The organism is Cobetia sp. MM1IDA2H-1, assembly GCF_002916775.2.
Lineage (GTDB): Bacteria > Pseudomonadota > Gammaproteobacteria > Pseudomonadales > Halomonadaceae > Cobetia > Cobetia marina.
Genome location: NZ_CM133225.1, coordinates 2,083,041 through 2,104,602, shown reverse-complemented (window position 1 = coordinate 2,104,602; position 21,562 = coordinate 2,083,041). Strand labels below are relative to the sequence as shown.

At 63.7% G+C, this 21,562-nt stretch carries 17 protein-coding genes; 4 read left to right on the top strand and 13 right to left on the bottom strand.

Annotation, left to right across the window (positions count from 1 at the left end):
* Positions 1–66: 66 nt before the first annotated feature.
* The 8 genes from BOH68_RS08970 to BOH68_RS08935 form a co-directional block, all read right to left on the bottom strand.
* Positions 67–1,599, bottom strand: a complete 1,533-nt coding sequence (locus BOH68_RS08970; RefSeq protein ID WP_077376032.1) for an aldehyde dehydrogenase — start codon at positions 1,597–1,599, stop codon at positions 67–69.
* Positions 1,596–2,942 carry a Zn-dependent hydrolase gene (locus BOH68_RS08965; protein WP_077376035.1) on the bottom strand — a complete coding sequence of 449 codons (1,347 nt, stop codon included), beginning with the start codon at positions 2,940–2,942 and terminating at the stop codon, positions 1,596–1,598. Before BOH68_RS08965 ends, BOH68_RS08970 begins: the two co-directional genes overlap by 4 nt.
* Position 2,943: 1 nt before the next feature.
* Positions 2,944–4,677 carry a thiamine pyrophosphate-binding protein gene (locus tag BOH68_RS08960; protein WP_077376038.1) on the bottom strand — a complete coding sequence of 578 codons (1,734 nt, stop codon included), beginning with the start codon at positions 4,675–4,677 and terminating at the stop codon, positions 2,944–2,946.
* Positions 4,678–4,802: 125 nt separating this feature from the next.
* Positions 4,803–5,606 (bottom strand): aldolase/citrate lyase family protein, encoded by an 804-nt coding sequence (locus BOH68_RS08955; RefSeq protein WP_077376040.1) that lies wholly within the window; start codon positions 5,604–5,606, stop codon positions 4,803–4,805.
* 3 nt (positions 5,607–5,609) lie between these two features.
* On the bottom strand, positions 5,610–6,899 hold the full coding sequence (locus BOH68_RS08950) for a TRAP transporter large permease (RefSeq protein WP_054556959.1): 1,290 nt from the start codon (positions 6,897–6,899) through the stop codon (positions 5,610–5,612).
* Positions 6,896–7,489, bottom strand: coding sequence for a TRAP transporter small permease (locus BOH68_RS08945; RefSeq protein WP_225346708.1), 594 nt, complete (start codon positions 7,487–7,489; stop codon positions 6,896–6,898). Before BOH68_RS08945 ends, BOH68_RS08950 begins: the two co-directional genes overlap by 4 nt.
* A gap of 2 nt (positions 7,490–7,491) precedes the next feature.
* Positions 7,492–8,484 carry a TRAP transporter substrate-binding protein gene (locus tag BOH68_RS08940; protein WP_077376043.1) on the bottom strand — a complete coding sequence of 331 codons (993 nt, stop codon included), beginning with the start codon at positions 8,482–8,484 and terminating at the stop codon, positions 7,492–7,494.
* A gap of 352 nt (positions 8,485–8,836) precedes the next feature.
* Positions 8,837–10,144, bottom strand: coding sequence for an O-acetylhomoserine aminocarboxypropyltransferase/cysteine synthase family protein (locus BOH68_RS08935; RefSeq protein ID WP_077377308.1), 1,308 nt, complete (start codon positions 10,142–10,144; stop codon positions 8,837–8,839).
* 258 nt (positions 10,145–10,402) lie between these two features.
* Between BOH68_RS08935 and BOH68_RS08930 the strand changes: the two genes are divergently transcribed.
* Positions 10,403–11,209 (top strand): alpha/beta fold hydrolase, encoded by an 807-nt coding sequence (locus BOH68_RS08930; protein WP_258038252.1) that lies wholly within the window; start codon positions 10,403–10,405, stop codon positions 11,207–11,209.
* 47 nt (positions 11,210–11,256) lie between these two features.
* On the opposite strand, the gene BOH68_RS08925 is transcribed toward BOH68_RS08930, so the two are convergent.
* Positions 11,257–11,502 (bottom strand): helix-turn-helix transcriptional regulator, encoded by a 246-nt coding sequence (locus BOH68_RS08925; RefSeq protein ID WP_258038292.1) that lies wholly within the window; start codon positions 11,500–11,502, stop codon positions 11,257–11,259.
* 808 nt (positions 11,503–12,310) lie between these two features.
* Between BOH68_RS08925 and BOH68_RS08920 the strand changes: the two genes are divergently transcribed.
* Both BOH68_RS08920 and BOH68_RS08915 read left to right on the top strand, forming a co-directional pair.
* Entirely contained in the window at positions 12,311–14,482 is a 2,172-nt protein-coding gene (locus BOH68_RS08920) for a TonB-dependent siderophore receptor (RefSeq protein ID WP_077376054.1), read from the top strand.
* Positions 14,483–14,637: 155 nt separating this feature from the next.
* Entirely contained in the window at positions 14,638–15,513 is an 876-nt protein-coding gene (locus tag BOH68_RS08915) for an alpha/beta hydrolase (protein ID WP_170877415.1), read from the top strand.
* Positions 15,514–15,655: 142 nt separating this feature from the next.
* Here BOH68_RS08915 and madM read toward each other — a convergent pair whose 3' ends face one another.
* The 4 genes from madM to BOH68_RS08895 all read right to left on the bottom strand — a co-directional run bounded on the left by madM (position 15,656) and on the right by BOH68_RS08895 (position 20,440).
* Positions 15,656–16,417, bottom strand: coding sequence for a malonate transporter subunit MadM (gene madM, locus BOH68_RS08910; protein WP_077376060.1), 762 nt, complete (start codon positions 16,415–16,417; stop codon positions 15,656–15,658).
* A gap of 10 nt (positions 16,418–16,427) precedes the next feature.
* Positions 16,428–16,901 (bottom strand): malonate transporter subunit MadL, encoded by a 474-nt coding sequence (madL, locus tag BOH68_RS08905; protein WP_077376063.1) that lies wholly within the window; start codon positions 16,899–16,901, stop codon positions 16,428–16,430.
* Positions 16,902–17,235: 334 nt separating this feature from the next.
* Positions 17,236–18,795: a malonate--CoA ligase gene (locus BOH68_RS08900; RefSeq protein WP_077376066.1), complete on the bottom strand. Its 1,560-nt coding sequence runs from the start codon at positions 18,793–18,795 to the stop codon at positions 17,236–17,238.
* Between the two features lie 163 nt (positions 18,796–18,958).
* Positions 18,959–20,440, bottom strand: a complete 1,482-nt coding sequence (locus BOH68_RS08895; RefSeq protein WP_077376069.1) for a malonyl-CoA decarboxylase — start codon at positions 20,438–20,440, stop codon at positions 18,959–18,961.
* Positions 20,441–20,860: 420 nt separating this feature from the next.
* Here BOH68_RS08895 and BOH68_RS08890 point away from each other — a divergent pair, with 420 nt between their 5' ends.
* Positions 20,861–21,526, top strand: a complete 666-nt coding sequence (locus tag BOH68_RS08890; RefSeq protein WP_077376072.1) for a GntR family transcriptional regulator — start codon at positions 20,861–20,863, stop codon at positions 21,524–21,526.
* Positions 21,527–21,562 lie beyond the last annotated feature (36 nt).

The window sequence follows — 21,562 nt, the reverse complement described above, 5'->3', positions numbered from 1 at the left end:
GCTGTCACCAGTCAGTCCAGGTGGCAGCGGCGCTTCGGGGGCGCCCCTCGAGGGCCGACCGACGGCTCAATAGGCAAGATTGATCCAGGTGGTCTTCAGGTCGGAGTACTTGTCCAGCGCGTGCAGTGACTTGTCACGCCCGAACCCGGACTGCTTGACGCCACCGAAGGGCACGCTGATATCGCCATCGGCGTAGCAGTTGACCCACACCAGCCCCGCCTTCAAACGCCGCGAGACACGATGGGCACGCGCCAGATCCCGCGTCCACAGCCCAGCGCCCAGCCCGTAGATGGAATCATTGGCCAGTTCGATGGCTTCTTCCTCGCCGTTGAAGCGGGTCACGCCCAGCACCGGGCCGAAGATTTCCTCGCGCATCACGGTGCTGTTCTGGCCGCCTTCCACGATGGTCGGCTCCAGATACCAGCCGCCGGAGGTGGCGTCGCTAGGGGTGATGGCGCGGCCGCCCTGGTGCAGCGTCATGCCTTCCGAGAGCGCCGTCTCGACGAAGCCGAGCACCTTCTCGTGGTGGTCCGCGCTGACCAGTGCCCCCATGCGCGTGGCCGGGTCGAGCGGATCACCGGCCGGCATGGCACGGGCGCAGGCGATCAGACGCGGCATGAAGTCATCGAAGATGGCCTCATCGACGTACAGGCGGGAGCCGGCGATGCAGACTTCGCCCTGATTGATGAAGATGGCGTCTGCCGCGGCGCGTGCGGCCATGTCGAGATCCGGGCAATCGGCGAACACGATATGCGGCGACTTGCCGCCGCATTCCAGCCACACCCGCTTCAAGTTGGAGTCGCTGGCGTAGCGCATGAAGCGCTTGCCGGTGGCGGTGGAGCCGGTGAAGGCAAGCGCATCGACTTCCATGTGCAGGCCAAGCGCCTGGCCCGCCACCGCGCCCAGCCCTGGCGTGACGTTGAAGACGCCCGCCGGAAGGCCGGCTTCATCGGCGAGTGCCGCCAGACGCAGCGCGCTCAGGCTTGAGGATTCGGCCGGCTTGAGTACCACGCTGTTGCCCAGCGCCAGCGCCGGGGCGAACTTCCACGACGCGATCATCAGCGGGAAGTTCCACGGCACCACCGCCGCGACCACACCCAGCGCTTCACGGGTGATGGTGGCGTGCACGTTCTCGCCGGTGGGCGCGATCTCGTCGTAATGCTTGTCGATGGCCTCGGCATACCAGGCCACCGAGCGCGCGGTTTCCGCCAGATCAAAGCCCAGGCTGTCGCCGATCGGCTTCCCCATCTCCAATGTCTGCAGCAGCGCCAGCTCTTCGGCATGCTCGCGGATCAGCTGCGAGAAGCGTTGCAACACGGCCTTGCGCGCCTGGGGTGACTGGCGCGACCACACGCCGGAGTCGAAGGCACGCCGCGCCGCCATCACGGCGCGGTCGATGTCCTGCTCGGTGCAGGCGGTGACATGCGCCAGCACGTCGCCGGTGGCCGGATTCCAGGCCGGGAAGGTGTCGCAGCCGGTGCTTTCCATATAGGCACCGTCAATGAAGGCACGGGTCTCGAAGGTCAGCGCTGCCGCGCGCTGCTGCCAGTCGGCATGGGTCAGTGGGGCGGCAGTGGTCGAAGCAGTGGCAGTGCTCATTGGGCGTTCTCCGCGGTCGTGGTGTTGGCGCTGTCGGCGAGAGAGCCGCGGCTGACGACACCGGCGCGCTTGAGCATCGCCAGCAGCAGCACGTTGGCACCGGCTTCGAGATCGGCAGGCTCGGCGTTCTCGCTCTCGTTGTGGCTGATGCCGTCCTCGCAGGGCACGAAGATCATCGCCACCGGATTGATGCCGGCGATCTGCACGGCGTCGTGACCGGCACCGGTTTCCATGTCGCGGAAGCTGAGGTTCAGTTCCTGACTTGCACTGCGCACCATCTCGATCAGTTCCGGCGCGAAGGGCGTCGGCGGAATGTGCTGCACTTCGATCAGCTCGATGTCCACGCGTTGCTTGTCGCTCTGGTTGGCGGCGTGATGCTTGAGGCACAGCGCCTTGAGCTGGTCGTGCATCTCGGCCAGTACCGCCGGTTCCAGGTGGCGCAGGTCGACACTGAAGCGCACCTGGCCCGGAATCACGTTGCGCGAGTTGGGATGCACATTGAATTCGCCACAGGTGACGCGGCCGTTGGGCTGGTAGTCATCGGCCAGCGTCAGGATGTCGCTGACCAGCGCGCAGGCGGTCTTGAGCGCATCGCGGCGGTAGGGCATCGGCGTCGGGCCGGCGTGGGCTTCCTGACCGCTGACCACCACGTCGAACCAGTGCAGACCCAGCGAGCCGGTGACGGCGCCGATGGTGATCTCTTCCTGCTCCAGCACCGGGCCCTGCTCGATATGCGCCTCGAAATAGGCGCCGAAATCATGGCTGCCCACCGCCACGTCGCCGGCATAGCCGGTGCGCTCAAGCGACGCGGCAACGCTGTCGCCGTCGCGGTCGGTGGCGGCCAGTGCCTTCTCCAGCGGGATCAGGCCCGCATGCACGCCGGACCCCATCATCACCGGCACGAAGCGGCTGCCTTCCTCGTTGGTCCAGATCACCACTTCCAGCGGCGCTTCGGTCTCGATGCCGTGTTCATCCAGCACGCGCATGACTTCCAGGCCAGCCAGCACGCCGAAGCAGCCGTCGAACTTGCCGCCGGTGGGCTGGGTATCGATATGGCTGCCGGTGGCGACCGGCGGCAGGCTGTCATTGCGGCCGGGACGACGGGCGAAGATGTTGCCGATCTCGTCGACGCGCAGTGTCAGGCCAGCGGCCTCTAGCCAGCCGGTGACCAGCTCGCGGCCGGCGCGGTCTTCTTCGGTGAGTGCCAGACGGCAGTTGCCGCCCTTGGGCGTCGCGCCGATCTCGGCCAGTGTCATAAGCGCGTCCCACAGGCGCTTGCCATCGACGCGCAGGGCGAGGGAGTCCAGCACGTCTTGAGTCGCTTGAGTTGAGGATGTGCTCATGTCAGATACCTGCCTTGTCGTTGCGTGTCAGGGCGTCTTCGCGGATGCCGCTCAGCAGCTTGCCCGGGGCGATGCCGTCCGGGTCATAACGCAGCTCGATCAGGGCCGGCAGATGCTCGCGGTCGGCGAATTCCAGCGCGCGCGTGAAGCTTTCCTCGAAGTCCTCGTCCTTCTCCACCACCTGACCGAGGCCGCCGTAGGCGGTGACCAGCGCGGCGAAGTCCGGGTTGGTGAAGGTCAGGGCGATCTCGCGGCCCGGGAAGTCGTTTTCCTGGTGGGCGCGGATGGTGCCCCACATACCGTTGTTGAACACCAGCACCACGATGCCGAGGCGGTACTGCAGTGCCACGCCCAGTTCCTGCAGATTCATCTGGAAGCAGCCATCACCGGCGTAGCAGACGGCGGGGCGTTCCGGGAATTCGAGCTTGCTGGAAATGGCGGCGGGCAGGCCGTAACCCATGGAACCGACGGTCGGGGCCAGCGAGCTGCCCAGGCCACGGAAGCGCACGTAGCGGTGGGCGTAGAGCGCGTAGTTGCCGGCGCCGACGCTGATGCAGCCCTTGCCATCGAGGATGCGGTCGACGGTCAGGCTGACCTTGTCCAGGCTCAGCGGGCCCGGCGACGGCTGTTCCTCAAGCGTGGCCAGATAGGCGGCGCGCGCCTCGCGGGTGATGCCGGACCAGCGTGGCGCGCTGTCCGGTGACAGGGTGGAGAGCGCCAGCGCGAAGCCGTTGACGTCGGTATTGATGGCCAGCGTCGGCTGATAGACACGCCCCAGCTCATCCGGGTCTGCATAGACATGCACCAGCTTCTGGGTCGGCACCGGTGACTGCATCCAGCTATAGCCTTCGCTGGTGGCTTCGCCGATGCGGGTACCGACGGCGATCACCAAGTCACTCTCGAGGAGTTGCTGGCGCAGCTCGGCGTGCATGCCCATGCCGACGTGACCGGCGAATTGCGGCAGTTCGGCATCGACGCATTCCAGACGGCGCCAGGCGACACCGGTGGGGATGTCGAAGCGCTGGGCGAAGCCTTCCAGCGCGACCTGGGCGTCGCGGGTCCAGCCGCTGCCGCCGACCAGCAGGAAGGGGCGCTCGGCGCTGGCGAGCAGGCCCTTGAGCTCATCCAGCTGCGGCTGTCCCGGATAGGTCATCAGGCGCGGGTGCGGCTTGACGTCCGCGACCTGCGCCTCGCCCCACAGGGTGTCTTCCGGCAGTGCCAGCACCACCGGCCCTGGACGACCGCTGCGCGCCACCTGATAGGCGCGGGCGATGTATTCCGGAATGCGCGAGGTGTCGTCGATCTGCGCGACCCACTTGGTCATCTCGCCGAACATGCGGCGGTAATCGATTTCCTGGAAGGCTTCGCGCTCGATGAAGTCGCCACCGACCTGACCGATGAACAGGATCATCGGTGTGGAATCCTGATAGGCGGTGTGCACGGCGATAGAGGCGTTGGTGGCGCCCGGGCCACGGGTGACGAAGCAGACGCCCGGCTCGTTGGTCAGCTTGCCGTAGGCTTCGGCCATGTAGCCCGCGCCACTTTCCTGGCGGCAGACGATGGGGTCGATGGCGCCCTTGTGCTCATTGAGCGCATCGATGCACGGCAGGTAGCTTTCGCCCGGCACCAGGAAGACACGCTTGGTACCGTGCAGACGGATCTGATCGACGAGGATCTGCCCGCCATTGCGCAGCGGCAGAGTGGAAGCGGAGGAAGTGTTCGCGGCCTGAGTCATGGGAGTGCTCTCGTTGTTGTTGAGAATTCGGATGTTGAGAATTCGGATGTTGAGAAATCGGTGTTGAGACGTCGGTAGTTTTGACGCGGTAATGAATTCGGTGCGGCGCTCAGCAGGGCAGCGGCTCAGGTCTGAGGCGCGGTGCTGTCGACGGGCATCGGGTCAGCGCCGCGAGCGGGCATGAGGTCGTAAAGCGCCTCGAGCTGTTCGGGGTAGATGACGCAACGCGCCTGCAGCCCCTGCTGATTGGCCCAGTGCTGGTCGGTGCCCAGCCCGTGCTTCCAGCGCCACGGGCCATCGATGGCCAGTCGGCGATGGGTCTTGCAGGCCCGCGCCAGCCGCTGACGCCACGGCTTGAGCGTCTCGGTGATGGTGGCGGCGGGCTGGTTGGGCATCAGGCCCAGATCCGCGGCCAGGTCCCCGGTACCGATCAGCGCTCCCAGCAGGCGTGGCGTGTCATCGCCCGCGGCGAGCAGTTCCTCGGCGGCCAGCAGTCCGGCTTGGCTTTCCAGCGTCGCGACGCTCTTCAGACTGCCCCGTGGCAGGCCATGCAGGGCTTCCTGCTCGGCGAGGGCGTCATCCAGCGCGGCCAGCTGGGCGCGTTGCTCGACGGCAGGCAGGAAGATGGCGGCGGGCGTGCCGGTGGCATCGCCCAGGGTGGTGCTGATCAGCTCTGCCAGTTCTTCACGACCGCCGTGCTCCAGCAGGTTGAGGCGCACGGCCGGCCACACCTTCAGGGCACGGGCGCGTCTGGCGAAGTCGGCAAAGCGACTGATGGCAAGCTTGCGTCCGGCGGCCGGGGTGAACTCTTCGAGATCGACCACGATGGCATCGGCGCCGCTGGTGAGGGCGGCCTGCAGACGGGCGGCGTCGTCACCCGGCACGAACAGCCAGCGCTGGGGAAGCTTGTGGTCCATGGCGGTGGTCATCACTCAGCCCTCCATCAGGTTGGGCAGGAACAGCACGAGTTCCGGAATGAAGGTGATCAGCATCAGCACGGTCAGCATCGCGCCCAGCATCAGGCCCAGCGGGCGCAGCGAGTCGCTGACGTTGATGCCGGCGATGCGACAGGCGGCCATCAGGTCGATCCCCAGCGGCGGCGTATTGGCGCCGATGGCCAGATTGACGGTCAGCAGTACCCCGAAGTGCACCGGGCTGATGCCGTATTGCGCCAGCAGCGGCATCACGATGGGCGTCACGATGATGATGATCGCCACGCTTTCCATGAAGGAGCCCAGTACCAGCAGCACGGCGGTCAGCAGCAGCAGGACGCTGATGCGGCTGTCGGTGAATTCGCCGATCAGCTGGGCGATGGCCTGCGGCACCTGCTCGTAGGTCAGGCCCCAGGCGAACATGCCGGCCGCACCGATGATCAGCAGGATGGCGCCGGTGGTCTCGGCGGTTGCGCGGACACTGTCCAGGAAGCCGCGCCAGGTCAGGCTGCGATAGACACAGGTGCCGATGATGATGGCGTAGAGAATCGCGGAGGCGGCGGCTTCGGTGGGCGTGAAGACCCCGAAGCGGATACCGCCGATGATCATCACCGGCACCATCAGGGCCGGCATGGCGCTGAGCAGGGCGCGGCGACGCTCGCCGGGCACACGGGCCGCGACACCGCCCGACCAGCCATGCTTGCGTGACATGTAGAGAGCGACGCCGACCAGCGCGACGGTCAGCATCAGGCCGGGGATGATGCCGCCCATGAACAGCTGGCCCACTGAGGTATTGGAGGTGGTGCCATAGACGATCATCACGATGCTGGGCGGAATCACGGTGCCGATGGAGCTGGCGGTACCGACCAGCGCACTGCTGAAGCCCTTGTCATAGCCGTTGCGGGCCATGGTGGGCAGCAGCATGCTGCCGATGGCGATCACGTCCGCCACGCCGGAGCCAGACAGCGCGCCGAACATCATGCAGGCGAGCACCGCGACCACTGCCAGGCCGCCGCGGATGTCACCGACCATCGCCATGCACAGGCGTACCAGGCGTTCGGTCAGGCCGGCGCGGTTCATCAACTGGGCGGCGAGCACGAACAGCGGGATCGCCAGCAAGGTGAAGCTTTCCATCCCGGCCACGAATTGCTGCGCCGAGACCATCATGGGCGCGGCACCGAAGGCCAGCAGGTAGAAGAGGGCCGACATCAACAGCGCGAAGGCGATGGGAATGTCGATGAGGATGCCGAGCGCGAAGACGCCGAGCAGAGCCAGGGCGCCGAGTGTCATGGGGCATCTCCTTGGCGAGATGAAGCGTTGTCAGACGCAGTGGTATCTGTCTCGTGAATCTCGGCTGCGATGGCCGAAGGGCTCAACAGATGCTCAAGCTGGATCAGGGCCATCGCGGTGCAGCACAGCGGCACGGACAGATAGACGATACCGGCCGGGATCTGCAGCGCAGTGGTGGTCTGACGCATGGTGATGGCGGTCAGGTCCATGCCTGCCTTGGCCAGCATCATCAGCATGATCAGGATCATGACGTCAGTGATGCGGCAGGTGATGCGCTGGATACGCACCGAGCGCACCAGCAGCGGTAGCAGGCCTGCACTCAGATGCGTGCGGTTGCGGGTGCAGGACACCGCGGCCAGCAGGGTGGTCCATACCAGTACCAGCTGCGGCAACTCTTCTGCCCAGTGCGGCGGCTGACCCATGACCCAGCGCATGAAGACGGTCCAGATCACCAGTGCCGACAGCGCGGCGACTCCGCTGGCAGCCAGGGCCAGACAGCCCCGGCAGCTCCAACGTGAGAGGGTGATCATCAAGGTACGCACGGCACACAACACGGCCAGCGGCTTGACGGAGGGAGTGGCGGAAGACATCGTCACTCGCCCTTGCGGTATTGCTCGACCAGGCCCATCAGCTCAGGCCCGAAGACGTCGGTGTACTCGGCCCAGACACCCTGCACCTTGGCATTGAAGGGCGCGGTATCGACCTCGTTGACCTGCATGCCGGCCTCTTCCAGCTTGGCGACCAGCTCGGCGTCATCCTTCTGGGTCATCGCGCGCTGCTTGTCACGCCATTCGTCGGCGCTCTTCTGCACTGCCGCCTGATCCTGCTCGGAAAGCTGGTTCCAGGTGAAGTTGGACATGGTCAGACACGCCGGGGCCCAGACGTGACCGGTGAGGGAGACGTAGTCCTGCACTTCGCTGAAGGAAGAGGAATAGATGATGGCCAGCGGGTTTTCCTGGGCATCGAACACGCCCTGCTGCAGCGCGGAGTAGAGCTCACCGAAGGACAGCGGTGCGGGGCTTGAGCCCAGCGCGGTGAAGGTATCCAGACGCATCTTGTCCGGCGTGACGCGAATCTTAAGACCCGCGAGGTCTTCCGGGGTGGTGATGGGGCCACGGTTGTTGGTGACGTGACGGAAGCCGTTCTCCCACCACGACAGGATCTTCATGTTGTGCTCGTCGGCGATGTCCTCGAGCGCATCGCCCAGCTTGCCGTCATAGGCTGCGTAGGCGTGTTTGCGATCCGGCCAGGAGTAGGGCAGTTCGACGATGCCGAAGCGCGCATCCAGCGGCTGGAAGGAACCACAGCCGATCACGCCGGCCGGCACACTGCCGATCTGCATGCCTTCGACGACGGTCTTCTCGTTGCCGAGCTGACCACTGGGGAAGACCTGGAAATTGACGCGGCCATCAGTGGCCTCGGCGACATCCTTGGCGAAGCCTTCCGCCGCGATGTTCCAGCTATGGGTGGGCGCCAGCACGTGGCCGAGCTTGATATCCTGGGCCTGAGCGGCGCTCAGCGGCAAGGCACATGCCACCGCGATGGCGGTGGTCAGCAGGGCTGGCTTCAACTGGACGGATTTCATCGGGACACCTCTTGGAGTTGTTATCGTCGTGACAGGCGCCTCTGTGTGCGCCTTGAGCCAAGAGTGTGTTCTGCTCGTGTATTTCGGTAGTTTCGATTTTTTATTCTTGGTATTAATCAGATTTATGCTGAGTCTGGATGTCCCGCCGACATGACGGCCTAGCTGTATATATACCGTTATCTTTCTTGTTGTCTCTTGCAGGTCTGGCAGGCCTGAGAGAAGTACAGTCATCGGGATACGCAACACAAGGCGCCCGCGAAGAAGCGAGTCTTCGCGGGCGCTGAGATATGACTGAGACTGCCTGGTTGGCGCCTCAATGTCGCCTGACTGTCGTTTAAGAACCGCTCCCGCGTCAGGCCACCGCCTTGTCCAGTGCCTGGCTGACATCGGCGATGATGTCGTCTATGTGCTCGATCCCCACCGAGATGCGCACCAGATCCGCCGAGACGCCGGCCTTGGCCAGTTCTTCCTCGTTGAGCTGGCGGTGAGTGGTGGAGGCCGGGTGACAGGCCAGTGACTTGGCATCGCCGATATTGACCAGGCGCAGAATCATCTGCAGCGCATCGATGAACTTGCCGCCGGCGATGCGCCCGGCTTCGGCCTTGTCGTCACCTGTCGCGTCCGTCTTGATACCGAAACTGATGATGCCGGAGGCCTTGCCGCCGGTGATCTTCTGGCAGGTGGCGTGATAGGGGCTGTCCGGCAGGGCACCGTAGTTGACCCAGCTGACGCTCGGGTGCTGTTGAAGGTATTCGGCCAGTGCGAGCGCATTGCTGCAGTGGCGCTCCATGCGCAGGCTGAGGGTTTCCAGGCCCTGCAACAGCAGGAAGGCACTCTGCGGTGACAGTGCTGCGCCGGTATTGCGCAGCGGCACCACGCGACAGCGACCGATATAGGCAGCCGGGCCAAAGGCTTCGGTGTAGACGACGCCGTGGTAGGAGGGGTCCGGCTCGTTGAGGATCGGGAAGCGGTCCTTGTTGGCGACCCAGTCGAACTTGCCGGAATCGATGATGATGCCACCCACGGTGGTGCCGTGGCCGCCGATGTACTTGGTCAGCGAGTGGATCACGATATCGGCGCCGTGTTCGAAGGCGCGACACAGTACCGGGGTGGCAACGGTGTTGTCGACGATCAGCGGCACGCCATGCCTGTGGGCGATCTCGGCCAGACGCTCGAGATCGACGATGTTGCCGGCAGGATTGCCGATGGACTCGCAGAAAACCGCTTTGGTCTTGTCATCGATCAGTGCTTCGAGTGCGGTGAAGTCATCAAAGGCCGCCATGCGCACCTCGACCCCCTGACGCGGCAGGCTGTGGGCGAACAGGTTGTAGGTGCCGCCATACAGCTGACTGGTGCTGACGATGTTGTCGCCGACCTGTACCAGCGCCTGGATGGCATAGGTGATCGCCGCCATGCCGGATGACACCGCCAGCGCTGCGATACCGCCCTCGACGGCGGCCATGCGTTGCTCCAGCACGTCATTGGTCGGGTTCATGATGCGGGTATAGATGTTGCCCGGCACCTTGAGGTCGAAGAGATCCGCGCCGTGCTGGGTATCATCGAAGGTGTAGGAAGTGGTCTGGTAGATCGGCACCGCCGCGGCCTTGGTGGTGGATTCCGAGGTATAGCCGTGATGCAGGGCGAGGGATTCCAGCTTCATGTTGTCAACCGACATGACAGTGTCCTTGTGCGAGAGCGTGGCGAAGTTCTTGTTCTGTCGTGCGCTTTTCGTTCGTGCGCTTTTCGTTCGTGCTGTTTGCGATCTGCCGCCAACACCAACAGGGGCGCATACCGCGACGACGCCCAACATTAGCAATGGGTCATCAGGATGTCTAAGCGTTTCCCGGCGCGGGCTGTGGCAGTGTCTTGAGAGCGACAGCTCGGAGATTCCATCATGGTGGGCACAGGAGACATGGATGTGACATCACAAGACATCATATACCAGCAGAACTGGTTGCAAGGCCCGTATGGTGCGTTGTTCGTGGCCCGATGGCAGCCTGCCGTCCCGGCCATTAACCCAGTGCGTGCGCCCATCATTCTGCTGCATGACTCACTGGGATGCGTGGCGCTGTGGCGAGGCTTTCCTGCAACGCTGGCGGTCAGTAGCGGACGCGAGGTAATCGCCTACGACCGAGCAGGCTTCGGCCGTTCGGAGGCACGCCATCACCCCATGCCGCTGGATTTCATCGAGCAGGAGGCTCGCGGCGACTTGCAGGCCGTGATCGAGGGGCTCGCGCTGGAGCGCTTCATCCTGCTTGGCCACAGTGTCGGCGGGGGCATGGCCATCGCCGGCGCCGCGACACATCATGTGCGTTGTCAGGCTGTCATCACGCTGGCGGCGCAGGCGATGGTCGAGGAGCTGACCCTGAATGGTATCCGTGAAGCGCAACGCCTGTTTGCCGAGCCCGACCAGCGCGCACGACTTGCCCGATATCACGGCTCCAGGACCGAGTGGGTGCTCAGCGCCTGGATCGATAGTTGGCTGGCCCCCGCTTTTCGTGACTGGTGTCTCGATGCCTCTCTGGCAGCGTTGCGTTGTCCGCTGTTGGTGATCCATGGCGCGCAGGATGAGTACGGAAGTGCTTCCCAGCCGGCGCGCCTGACCGAGAACGCGGGGCGCGGCGCTGAGCTGCATCTTCTCGACGACTGCGGACATGTTCCGCATCGCGAACAGCCAGAGGAAGTGATGACACGACTTGTCCGCTTCCTTGCCGCATACGCCTGACATCCAGCGCCTTGCCCTGACCGTCCCCCCTTGCATGTCGACCCACCCTACACCGCGCTGTTGTCAATGACAGGCCGCTGACTGGGTGGCACGCCGAACTGGCGACGAAAGGCGGTGGCGAAATTGGCGGCGCTGCGATACCCCGCCATTTCGGCCGCGGCCTCCACCGTGACATTGCGGTCCTGAAGCAGATGAGCGGCACGGACCAATTGTCGTCGTCTCAGGTCCTGCGTCATGGTCTTGCCGTAGGCGTCGCGATAGCGGCGCTGCAACTGGCGCACGCTCATGCCCAGACGAGCGGCGATCTCCGCCTGACTTTGATAGGCGACTTCCCCGTTGTGGATCCATTCTTCCAGCGTTTCCTTCCAGTCTGCCGTCTCCCGGGGAGGTGGGTCGCTGTCGGCTGAAGGTGTCCAATCGTTCCAGCAGACGCGGGGACGGCCACCAGTGGAAATGCGCCAGATGGCGCATGTGGGACATCACCTCACTGGCACGTGAGACGTTCAGGTGCCATTTCAGCCAGGCCGGCGTCAGCGTGAGGATGGCGCTGTGCTCATAAGCCCCCTTGGGGCTTTGCAGCCGGAATTCGGTGGGCTCGTCGAGGGCGATGCACAGCGCTCGGCCCGGTTTCAGCGCATGGCGCTGTGGCCCGAAACTGACCCTGGGCTCGCCACGCCATACCACGGCGATCTTCAGCGATGGCTCGATGCGGGAGCGAATCATCAGATCCGCCCGCTTGCGGATGCGGTTGAGGCGCATGAACAGTCCCGGCTGCGCTTCCTGTAGATGCATGTTGCCGATCAAGGCGCCGTCAGCGGACTGGCCCTCGGCTGGCTGGCATTGGTGGTCGCTGGTCAGCGCGCGCGCCATGCGATGCACGTGATCGAGTTCGATGATCCGGTGGCGTGCGCTTGCCGAGGTGTGAGAACTGGCGAGGCCGGGAGGGGGGGTAAGGCTCATCTTGTCGCACCTGCAAACATCAGGGAGGGTTCCGCAAAGGTTTTTGTCGTCCTAGAGTGCCAAAATGCCCCGTCAGCACGTCAGATGCAAATAGTTATCATTAGTGGCGATGATCCAGGACACGACAGGCAAGGGGACACGATGAAGAAGGTGAATGCACGAGGACGCGGTCTGTGCGGGGCAGGCACGCGTCGTCTGATGATCGGGGCAGGTGTGGTGCCGGTCAGTCTGCCGGCACAGGCGGAAGACGCGACGATGGTGCTGGATACCCAGCGGGTGACGGGGCTGCGTCTGTATGACATGGCGTCCAGTGAGCAGAGCGGCGGCTACAGTGTTGACGCTGCCAAGGTGGGCTCGAAGGTGCCGGCCTCGCTGCGCGACATTCCGCAGTCGGTGAGCGTGGTGACCCATGATGCCATCGAGGACCATAACTTCATCACGCTGGATCAGCTGGCGGCACGTACGCCGGGTGTGCGGGTGCTGAACAATGACAGCGGTCGTTCCTCGATCTTCGCGCGCGGCTATGAATACGATGCCTACAGCATCGATGGGCTGTCCCCGCCGATGTCGAGTCTGACGGGCTCGGTGCCTTCCCTGACCGCCATCGACCGGGTCGAGGTTATGCGTGGGCCGTCCGGCCTGTTCAACAGCACCAGTGAGCTGGGCGGTGTGATCAATCTGGTGCGCAAGCGCCCGACCGATACCTTCCAGGGCGCCATCAGCGGCAGTGTCGGTACGCTGGAAGACCGAAGCGTCAGTGTCGATCTCTCCGGGCCCATCGATGAGCAGGGCCGTATCCGCGGACGCCTGGTGACCCGCTCCACCGAGCAGGCGCAATGGGTGGATGACAACGACAACACGCTGAATGATTTCTATGGCGCGCTGGATATCGATCTCGACGAGAATACCGAGCTGTCACTGGGGGTGATCCACAACACCAAGGACATCACCGTCAATCAGGGTCAGCCGGTCGATGGTGACAACAACTTCACCTATGGCCGCCGTTCGGCATTCTACGGCACGGACTGGAACAGCTTCGAGAGCGATGCCACCGATGTGATCGCCGAGCTTACCCACCGCTTCAGCTCACGCGGCTATGGCCGACTGGCGGCGCGTTACAGTGATCGCAATGCGGATTACGAATACGCCTACAGTGGCTCGGCACTGAGTGATACCGGCGACTTGAGCAGTGTCGCGGGCTATGCCGGTTTCACCGATGAGACCTCGGTGAGCGTGGATGCCAGCTACACCCAGGGCTTCGATGCCTTCGGCAACCAGAACGAATTCGTGGTCGGGGTCGATTACAAGACATCGGACTCGGATACCACCGCGGCGCGCACCGGCAACCTGACCGGCTCCAGCGCCAGCATCAGCGAGCTGAACTCTCTGTCCTATGTCGACATACTCGGCAATGCCCGTGATGGCGTGAGCGGCTACAGCCTGTCGCGCACCGAGACCACCTTGGAGGAGCAGGGCCTGTACGGCAAGGTGACACTGCGTCCCGTGGCACCGCTGGCGGTGATACTGGGGGCGCGGGTCAGCCAGTTCTCGGCCGAGACCGTAGACAAGCTCAATGGCGGCAGCAGCGACATGCAGGACACCGCCGTCACGCCCTATGGCGGACTCGTCTATGACCTGGACGCCGACCACTCCCTCTATGCCAGCTACTCCAGAGTCTTCGAGCCACAGACCCGCGAAGGCGAGGATGGCGACCTGATCGACCCGCGCGAAGGCGAGCAATACGAGATCGGGATCAAGGGCAGCTATCTGGATGGCGCACTGAATGCGCGTATCAGTGGTTTCCAGCTGACCGATAGCCACCGCGCTGCCTCCTCGACCGACGGTAGCGTCAGTTACTCGGTGGATTCCGGCAAGATGCGCATCACCGGTGCGGAGCTTGAACTGGCCGGCAACATCACGCCGCAGTGGGATGTCATCTTCGGCTACACCTACATGGATTCCGAGGTGCTGGAGGCCGGCAGCTCCGATGCACTGCTGATGCTGATGCCCAACAACATGGTCAATCTGTGGACCCAGTATCGCTTCGAGGGCAACCTGCTGGATGGCGTTTCCGTCGGTGCCGGGATGACGGCACTGAGCGATTTCGACAGCACCCAGGGCACCATCCAGGCACCGGGCTATGCGGTGTTCGATGCCATGCTCGGCTATCAGTTCACGCCCAAACTCAGTGGCCAGCTCAACGTCTACAACCTGTTCGATCGTGAATATTACGTGCGCGCCGGTTCGGCCAGTGTCTTCAACTTCGTGGGACGTCCGGCCAGCGCCGTCGCGACCATGAAGTACGAGTTCTGAGCATGACACTCATCAAGACGACACTGGCAGTGTGGGAAGGACAGGGGCGCCTTTCTCGCGCTCGTCCACCGTTGCATGACCGATGGCACCACCGCTTGCACGACCGACTGCGTGGCTGGGGACGTCGGTGGGTGATGACAGGAGTGACGTCAGGCGTGCTGCTGTCATCCGCCCCCGTCATGAGCCACATGGGAGACGCCAGGGTGCTGCAGGGAACGACGACCGCATTCACGCAGCACTCATCCACCACGGGACATGACTACCTGATCCAGGTGGCGCTGCCGCAGATCGCACCGCCCGAGGGCGGCTATCCGGTACTGCTGGTGCTGGATGGCAATCGCCATCTGGATCTGTTCACGGCAGCGCGCGACATATTGGGACGCCGTGGATTTGACAAGGCGCCGTCAGACCTCGCCATCGTCGCGGTCGGTTATGCGGGGAGTGGCGGTCGCGGCCCTGACAGAGCCTTTATCTCTAAAGCACGCTTCAAGGATTTCACGCCACCGCTCACCACCGGCACGGCGCCAGAGGGTACCGGCGGTGGCAAGGATTTCCTCGACTATCTGACCCAGGGTCTGCCGCCTGCACTGGCCTCACGCTATCCGCTCGATCTCACGCGGCCTGCGCTGGTCGGCCACTCACTCGGCGGCCTGTTCGCGCTCCATGCCCAGCAGAAGGCGCCCGAGGCCTTCGGGGCGATCTTCGCGATCAGCCCTTCGCTGTGGTGGCGGCAGGAGAATGACCCGGCCAGCTGGCCGCTGCGTCTTGCCTGCTCCGAGGCGGCGGGCCCGGTGTACATCGCCGCTGGCGGACGAGAGCAATCGCCGCAGCCCAGGCGGCAGGACCCTGAGCGTGACAGGCTGCGTGTCCAGCGCGCGATGATCGACAACGCCCATGAGCATGCACGCCAGCTGCGCGAGCACTGTCCGCAGGTAGCCGTCCAGTGGCGACTGATCGAGGGCGAAGACCACGGCAGCGTGATGTGGCCCGCCGCGCGGGCAGTGATGGAACGATTGATGAGGCCACGTTGATCGCGGATGCATGAGCTGAACAACGTAAGCAGTGAAATGGAGTAGAGAGTGAAAGCAAACGGCGGCATCAGCATGGGACATTCTTCGTCCTGGCTGATGCCGCCGTCGTTTTGCTTCAGGGCTGCTTGTGTCAGAGCGATGCTTACATCACCGCACGTACCGCGAGGAACAGCACCGTCGGGGCGAGCAGGATGCCCAGGCCAGTGTAGAAGGTGGCGGTCATGGCACCGTAGGGCACCAGGCGGGCGTCGGTGGCGGCGAGGCCCGCCGCGACACCGCTGGTGGTGCCGATCAGGCCACCGAAGATCATCGCGGAGCGCGGATTGTCGAGCCCGATCAGGCGCGCCGTCATTGGCGTGGCGACCATGGTCAGGATCGATTTCACCAGGCCGGCGGCGATCGACAGCGCGACCACTTCGGAGCTTGCGCCCAGCGTGGCACCGGTGACCGGGCCGACGATGTAGGTGACCGCGCCCGCACCGATGGTGGTGATATCGACAGGATCGGTATAGCCGAAGGCGATGGCGACGCCACCACCGGCGACGAAGGAGATCAGCACGCCGACGAACAGCGCGATGACACCCCGAAAGCCGGTCTGACGGATTTCCTTGAGATTGACCCCGTAGGCGGTGGCGATGATCGCGAGATCACGCAGCATGCCGCCCCCCATCAGGCCCAGCCCCGAGAACAGCGTGACATCCGAGAGCCCCTTGCTGCCGCCGGTGGTTGCGCCACCCACGTAGGCCAGCACCAGGCCGAGGATGATGGCGATGGCGGAGCCGTGCAGCTTGCCGCGTGTCAGGTTGTTGCTGATCCAGTAGGCGACATACATCGCCAGTCCGATCACGGCGAAGGCAGCGACCAGATGATACTTGTCGAAGAGATGGACGAGTGAATCGATCATGGGTCAGCCCTCAGTGTTTGTGAGCAGGAGTGGGGGAGGCATGGCGACTGCGATCCAGCACCGGGGCGCCTGTCGTCACTGAGGTTCTGGGGCGGTTCTCGTCGGGCAGGGGAGCCTCTTCCAGTGCGGTTTCCGGCCGCTTGCCGGTCAGCAGAGGAACGAGTGCAAGCCCCAGCACCACCGCCAGCACGCCCGCGACCAGCGCGACCATGCCGCCGCTGAAGGCCGCGACCACGTTCTGGCTGGCGGCCATCGCGACCACGATGGGGATGTACATCGCGTTCCAGAAATTGATGCCGCTGGAGGTGCTGTCGGCCATCTTGCCGCGGTCCTTCAGCACACCGGTGATGAAGATGAGCAGCAGCATGGCGATGCCGACACCGCCGAGATTGGAATCGATATTGAGCATTTCTCCGAGCAGATCACCGATCACGAGACCGGCCATCATGCACCCTGCCAGCAGGGCAACTCCGTAGATCACCATGGCGTATTACCTTCTTGTTGTTGTCTGTCGCGTTTTTTTGGCGTTGCTTGTGTTGTGGCGTTTCAGGTACCACGAGAATTCAAGCGTGTTGCAGGCGTGAATCCTTGTCGGCAGATGGGCGAACAGCGAATGTCCATCCTCTGCCGACATGTCAGGGTCTTGCGGGTCAATATCACTCGTTAGTTCAAGGGTGAGAGGGGCTACCGGCAGCGACGATTGGCGTGATCGGCTGCCGGCAGGTTCATGTTGCTTGATACCTCAAGCCGGTTGTCTCGATGAGCGTCTTGATGAACGTCTTGATGAATGACGAGATAGACGCTCCGGTGGCTGTCGTTCAGGCGTGTGAGCGGGCCGGCTCAGGGGCAAACAGCTGTGCATATTCCTCGCGCAGCTGTTTCTTCTGCACCTTGCCCATCACGTTGCGTGGCAGGCCATCGATGAAGAATACGCGCTTGGGCTGCTTGTAGCGGGCGAGCTTGTCGCTGAGGGCGGTGAGCACCGCCGCTTCATCGAGACTGCCCTGGTGGCCGGCCTGCATGACCACCACCGCGCAGACACCTTCGCCGAAGTCCGGGTGGGGCACGCCGAACACCGCCGATTCGTTGACGCCGGGCATGTCATCGATCAGCAGCTCCACCTCCTTCGGGTAGATGTTGTAGCCGCCGGAGATGATCAGGTCCTTGTCGCGGCCGCTGATGCACAGATAGCCATCGGCATCGATATGACCGAGATCCCCGGTGATGAAGAAGCCATCCTCGCGGAACTCGCTGGCGGTCTTCTCCGGCATCTTCCAGTAGCCCTTGAAGACATTTGCACCGCGCACCTCGATCAGCCCTGTCTCGCCACGCGGCAAGGTGGCACCTGTCTCGCGGTCGGTGATGCGGACTTCGCTGCCGGGCAGCGCCATGCCCACCGTGCCGGGACGCCGCTCGCCGTCGTAGGGATTGGAGGTGTTCATGTTGGTCTCGGTCATGCCGTAGCGCTCGAGAATCGCGTGGCCGGTACGTGCACTGAACTCACTGTGGGTCTCGCTGAGCAGCGGCGCGGAGCCGGAGACGAACAGTCGCATGCCGGCGGTCGTCTCGCGATTGAGGCGTTCGGATTCCAGCAGGCGGGTGTAGAAGGTCGGCACGCCCATCAGCACGCTGGAGCGCGCCATCAGATCCAGAATCTGCTCGGCATCGAACTTCGGCAGGAAGGTCATCGAGGCGCCCACCGTCAGCACGATGTTGCAGGCCACGAACAGGCCGTGGGTGTGGAAGATGGGCAGGGCGTGGATCAGATGGTCATCTCGGGTGAAGCGCCAGGTCTCGGCCAGCGCCTGACAGTTGGAGGCCAGATTGGCGTGGGTCAGCATCGCGCCCTTGCTGCGCCCGGTGGTGCCGGAGGTATAGAGGATGGCGGCGAGATCATCGGCGGCGCGTGGCTCGATTTCACTGCTTGCGCTGCACTGGCGGGCCTGCTCCATCAGGGTGCCGTCCTGCTCGGTGCCCAGACTCTCGACACGCGGCACATCACATTCCTTGCCCAGTGCGCGTGCCGTCTCCAGCACCTTGGGCTGGCAGACGTACAGGTGCGGGCCGGCGTCGCCCAGGAAGTAGCGGATTTCCTCGCCGGTGTAGGCGGTATTCAGCGGCAGATAGACCGCGCCGACCTGTAGGCAGGCCAGATACAGGATGACGGTCTCGCAGCTCTTGTCGATCTGCACCGCGACGCGGTCGCCCGGGGTCACGCCCAGCTCGCGTAGCGCGGTGGCCATCTGACCGGCGGCGCTGCGTGCCTCGGCGAAGGTGTAGCCGTGGCCTTCGACGGTATCGAGGAAGGTGGCATCCGGGCGCTCATCGAAGTTGCGCACGAATTGCAGATAGAGGTTGGCGTGGTTGGCGTGAGACATCATTGGCTCCAATGGCGTTGTTGTTGTAGTGAGGCGTTGTCTTGTCATGAGCCTTGGTTTGTCATGAGACGTTGACGCAGGCGACGTTCTGATCAGGCGTGCACCGGCAGGTGACGTGCCTGCCGAGTGGCTCATTCCTTGTGTGACGCTTTCCTCGAGTGGCTTATTCCTCGAGTGACGGCGTTGGCTTGCTGTCGCTGGCATCCGTGGTCGATCTGGTCGCGGGCGACTGCTCGGACCCTTTTGATGGCAGGGGCGAACTGGATAGGGAATCGCTTTCCTTCCTGGCTTCGCGCTTCGGCGCCTTGGCCAGCTCCTTGTTGGCTTTCGATTCCTTCTTGACCTCACTGCTGCATACCACGCTGTCGTTGCGGCTGAAGGCCTCGTGGTTCTGCTCGATGCGGTGTGGCTCATAGAGGTAGTTGACCATCAGGCCGTGGGCCTGCTGGCGGCCATTGGGGGAGGTGTCACCCGGCCAGTTGAGGCGATGCAGGCTGGCACCGTTGCCGAGGTGGAAGCGGGCGACCGGGTCCATCGGCTGGCCGCTGCGGTGCTTGACGTTGACCAGGTAGTGGGCGGCGAGGGCGCGCAGTTCCGGCGCCATCTTCTGCTGGGCCTCCTCGTCATTCATCCAGTCATCGTGCTGCAGGTGATGAGCCAGCAGGTCGGAGACTTCCAGGCCTTCTTCATCACGCGCGCGTGTCAGCCACTGACTGAAACCGGGCACCGGCGAGAGGGTGACGAAGCGGCTCAGATTGGGCAGTTCGCGTTGCAGCTCCTGCACCACCTGTTTGATCAGGAAGTTGCCGAACGAGATGCCTTTCAGGCCCTTCTGGCAATTGCTGATGCTGTAGAAGACGGCGGTGTCCGCCTCGCGTTCGGTGGTCTGGCCGCTGTTGGCGAGCAGATGCTGGATGTTGTTGGGCACGCCCTTGCACAGCGCCACCTCGACGAAGATCAGCGGCTCGTCACCGATGGCCGGGTGGAAGAAGGCGTAGCAGCGGCGGTCCTCGGGGTCGAGACGCCCGCGCAGGTCGCTCCAGTCCTGGATGGCATGCACCGCCTCGTAGCGGATGATCTTCTCCAGCACCGCAGCGGGGGTGTTCCAGTCGATGGCCTCCAGCATCAGGAAACCACGATTGAACCAGGAGGCGAACAGATGCGCGAAGTCGGCATCCAGCGGCTTCAATTCCGGATGCTGCTTGATGAGCTTGAGCAGGTCGGCACGCATGCGCACGATTTCATAGGTGCCGCCGGGGCACAGGTTCAGGCGGCGCAGCAACGATTGGCGTCTGGGTTCACTGGCGGCGAACAGCGCACTGAGATTGGCGTTGTCCGGGGCGTCGCGATAGGCGGCGTAGGCGGCGTGGATACGGTCTTCATCGGCGGCGTAGTGCTCGGCCAGCAGCTGGAAGAAGGCGAGGCGCTGCTCGTGATCCAGCTGCTGATAATCCTCAAGCGCCCGCTGGGCCATCATGATGCGCGAGGCTTCACCGCTGCTCTCGGTGAGGTTGTGACAGCTCTCGGTCAGGCGGGCGAGGGCGGTGTCTTCATTGCCGGCGCCGGGCGAGAGGCCAACCTGCTGGCGGGCACGCTGGCCGACATGGGTCAGCAGATCCTGCAGAAAGCTCAGATTGATGTTCATGGCGGTTCCTCAAGGCGCGGGACGAAGCGACGTGTTCACTGCTCAAGCTCTCAGTATGGCGTCTGAAGCTTAAATATTTGCGTCGTCTTGTTGTATACAACAGATAGGCGCATCGTGTGGTAGCGTCAAGGAATCCCATACATGACTAGACTAAAGTCAGTTTCCTGCACGGCCACTTCCCTGTTCAATGGAGGCAGGAGAGCGAGGGCAGAATGCTGTGAGAACGGCGTGGTGCTGGGCGGGCTCGCGGTGACTCAGTGATGGCTCATCAAGCATCATCGCAATGACGAGGCCGTCGCGCTCGAGCTTGCAGGCTTTCGAGCTCTCAGGCTCTCCAGTGTTCCAGCGCTCAGGCTCACAGGGATTCAAGGGCCGCTTTCGAGAGAAGCGCCGTCAGGCCACAGTACAAGGACGACGATGATGATCAAGATGTCTCATGCGCAACGCCTGCGAGACCTACTGGAAGATGCCATCGTCGAAGGGCGCTTCCCGCCGGGCACCAAGCTCGACCCCGAAGCGCTGGGCCGCGAGTATCAGTGTTCCCGCACGCCGATCCGCGAGGCGCTGCAGCAGCTCGCCGCCTCCGGCATGGTGAAGGTGGTGCCCAAGCGTGGCACCTTCGTGACGCAGCTGGGTGTCTCGGAGCTGGTGGAACGCTTTGAAGTCATGGCGGAACTGGAAGCCATGTGCGGCCGACTCGCCGCACGGCGCATCACCACGCAGGAGCTTTCGGAACTCAAGGACGCCCACGCCGCCTGCCGTGAACGCCTGGAAGCCGACGACGCCAATGGCTACTACTACGAGAACGGCCTCTTTCATCACTGTCTCTATCGCGCCAGCCACAATGCCTTCCTCACCGAAGAAGCCACGCGACTGCACGCCATCCTCAAGCCATACCGCCGCCTGCAACTTCATGTCCGCCACCGCATGCACAGCTCCTACGCCGAACACGAAGCCATAGTCGCCGCCATCGAAGCTGGCGACGCCACGGCTGCGGAACAGGCACTGAAGGATCATGTGCATATCCAAGGGGAGAGGTTTACCGATCTAGTAGCAAATATAGAGCGGTTGCATGAGGTGGGATAGTAGTCGGAATTTTTATATAGGCTTCAACATAAAGAT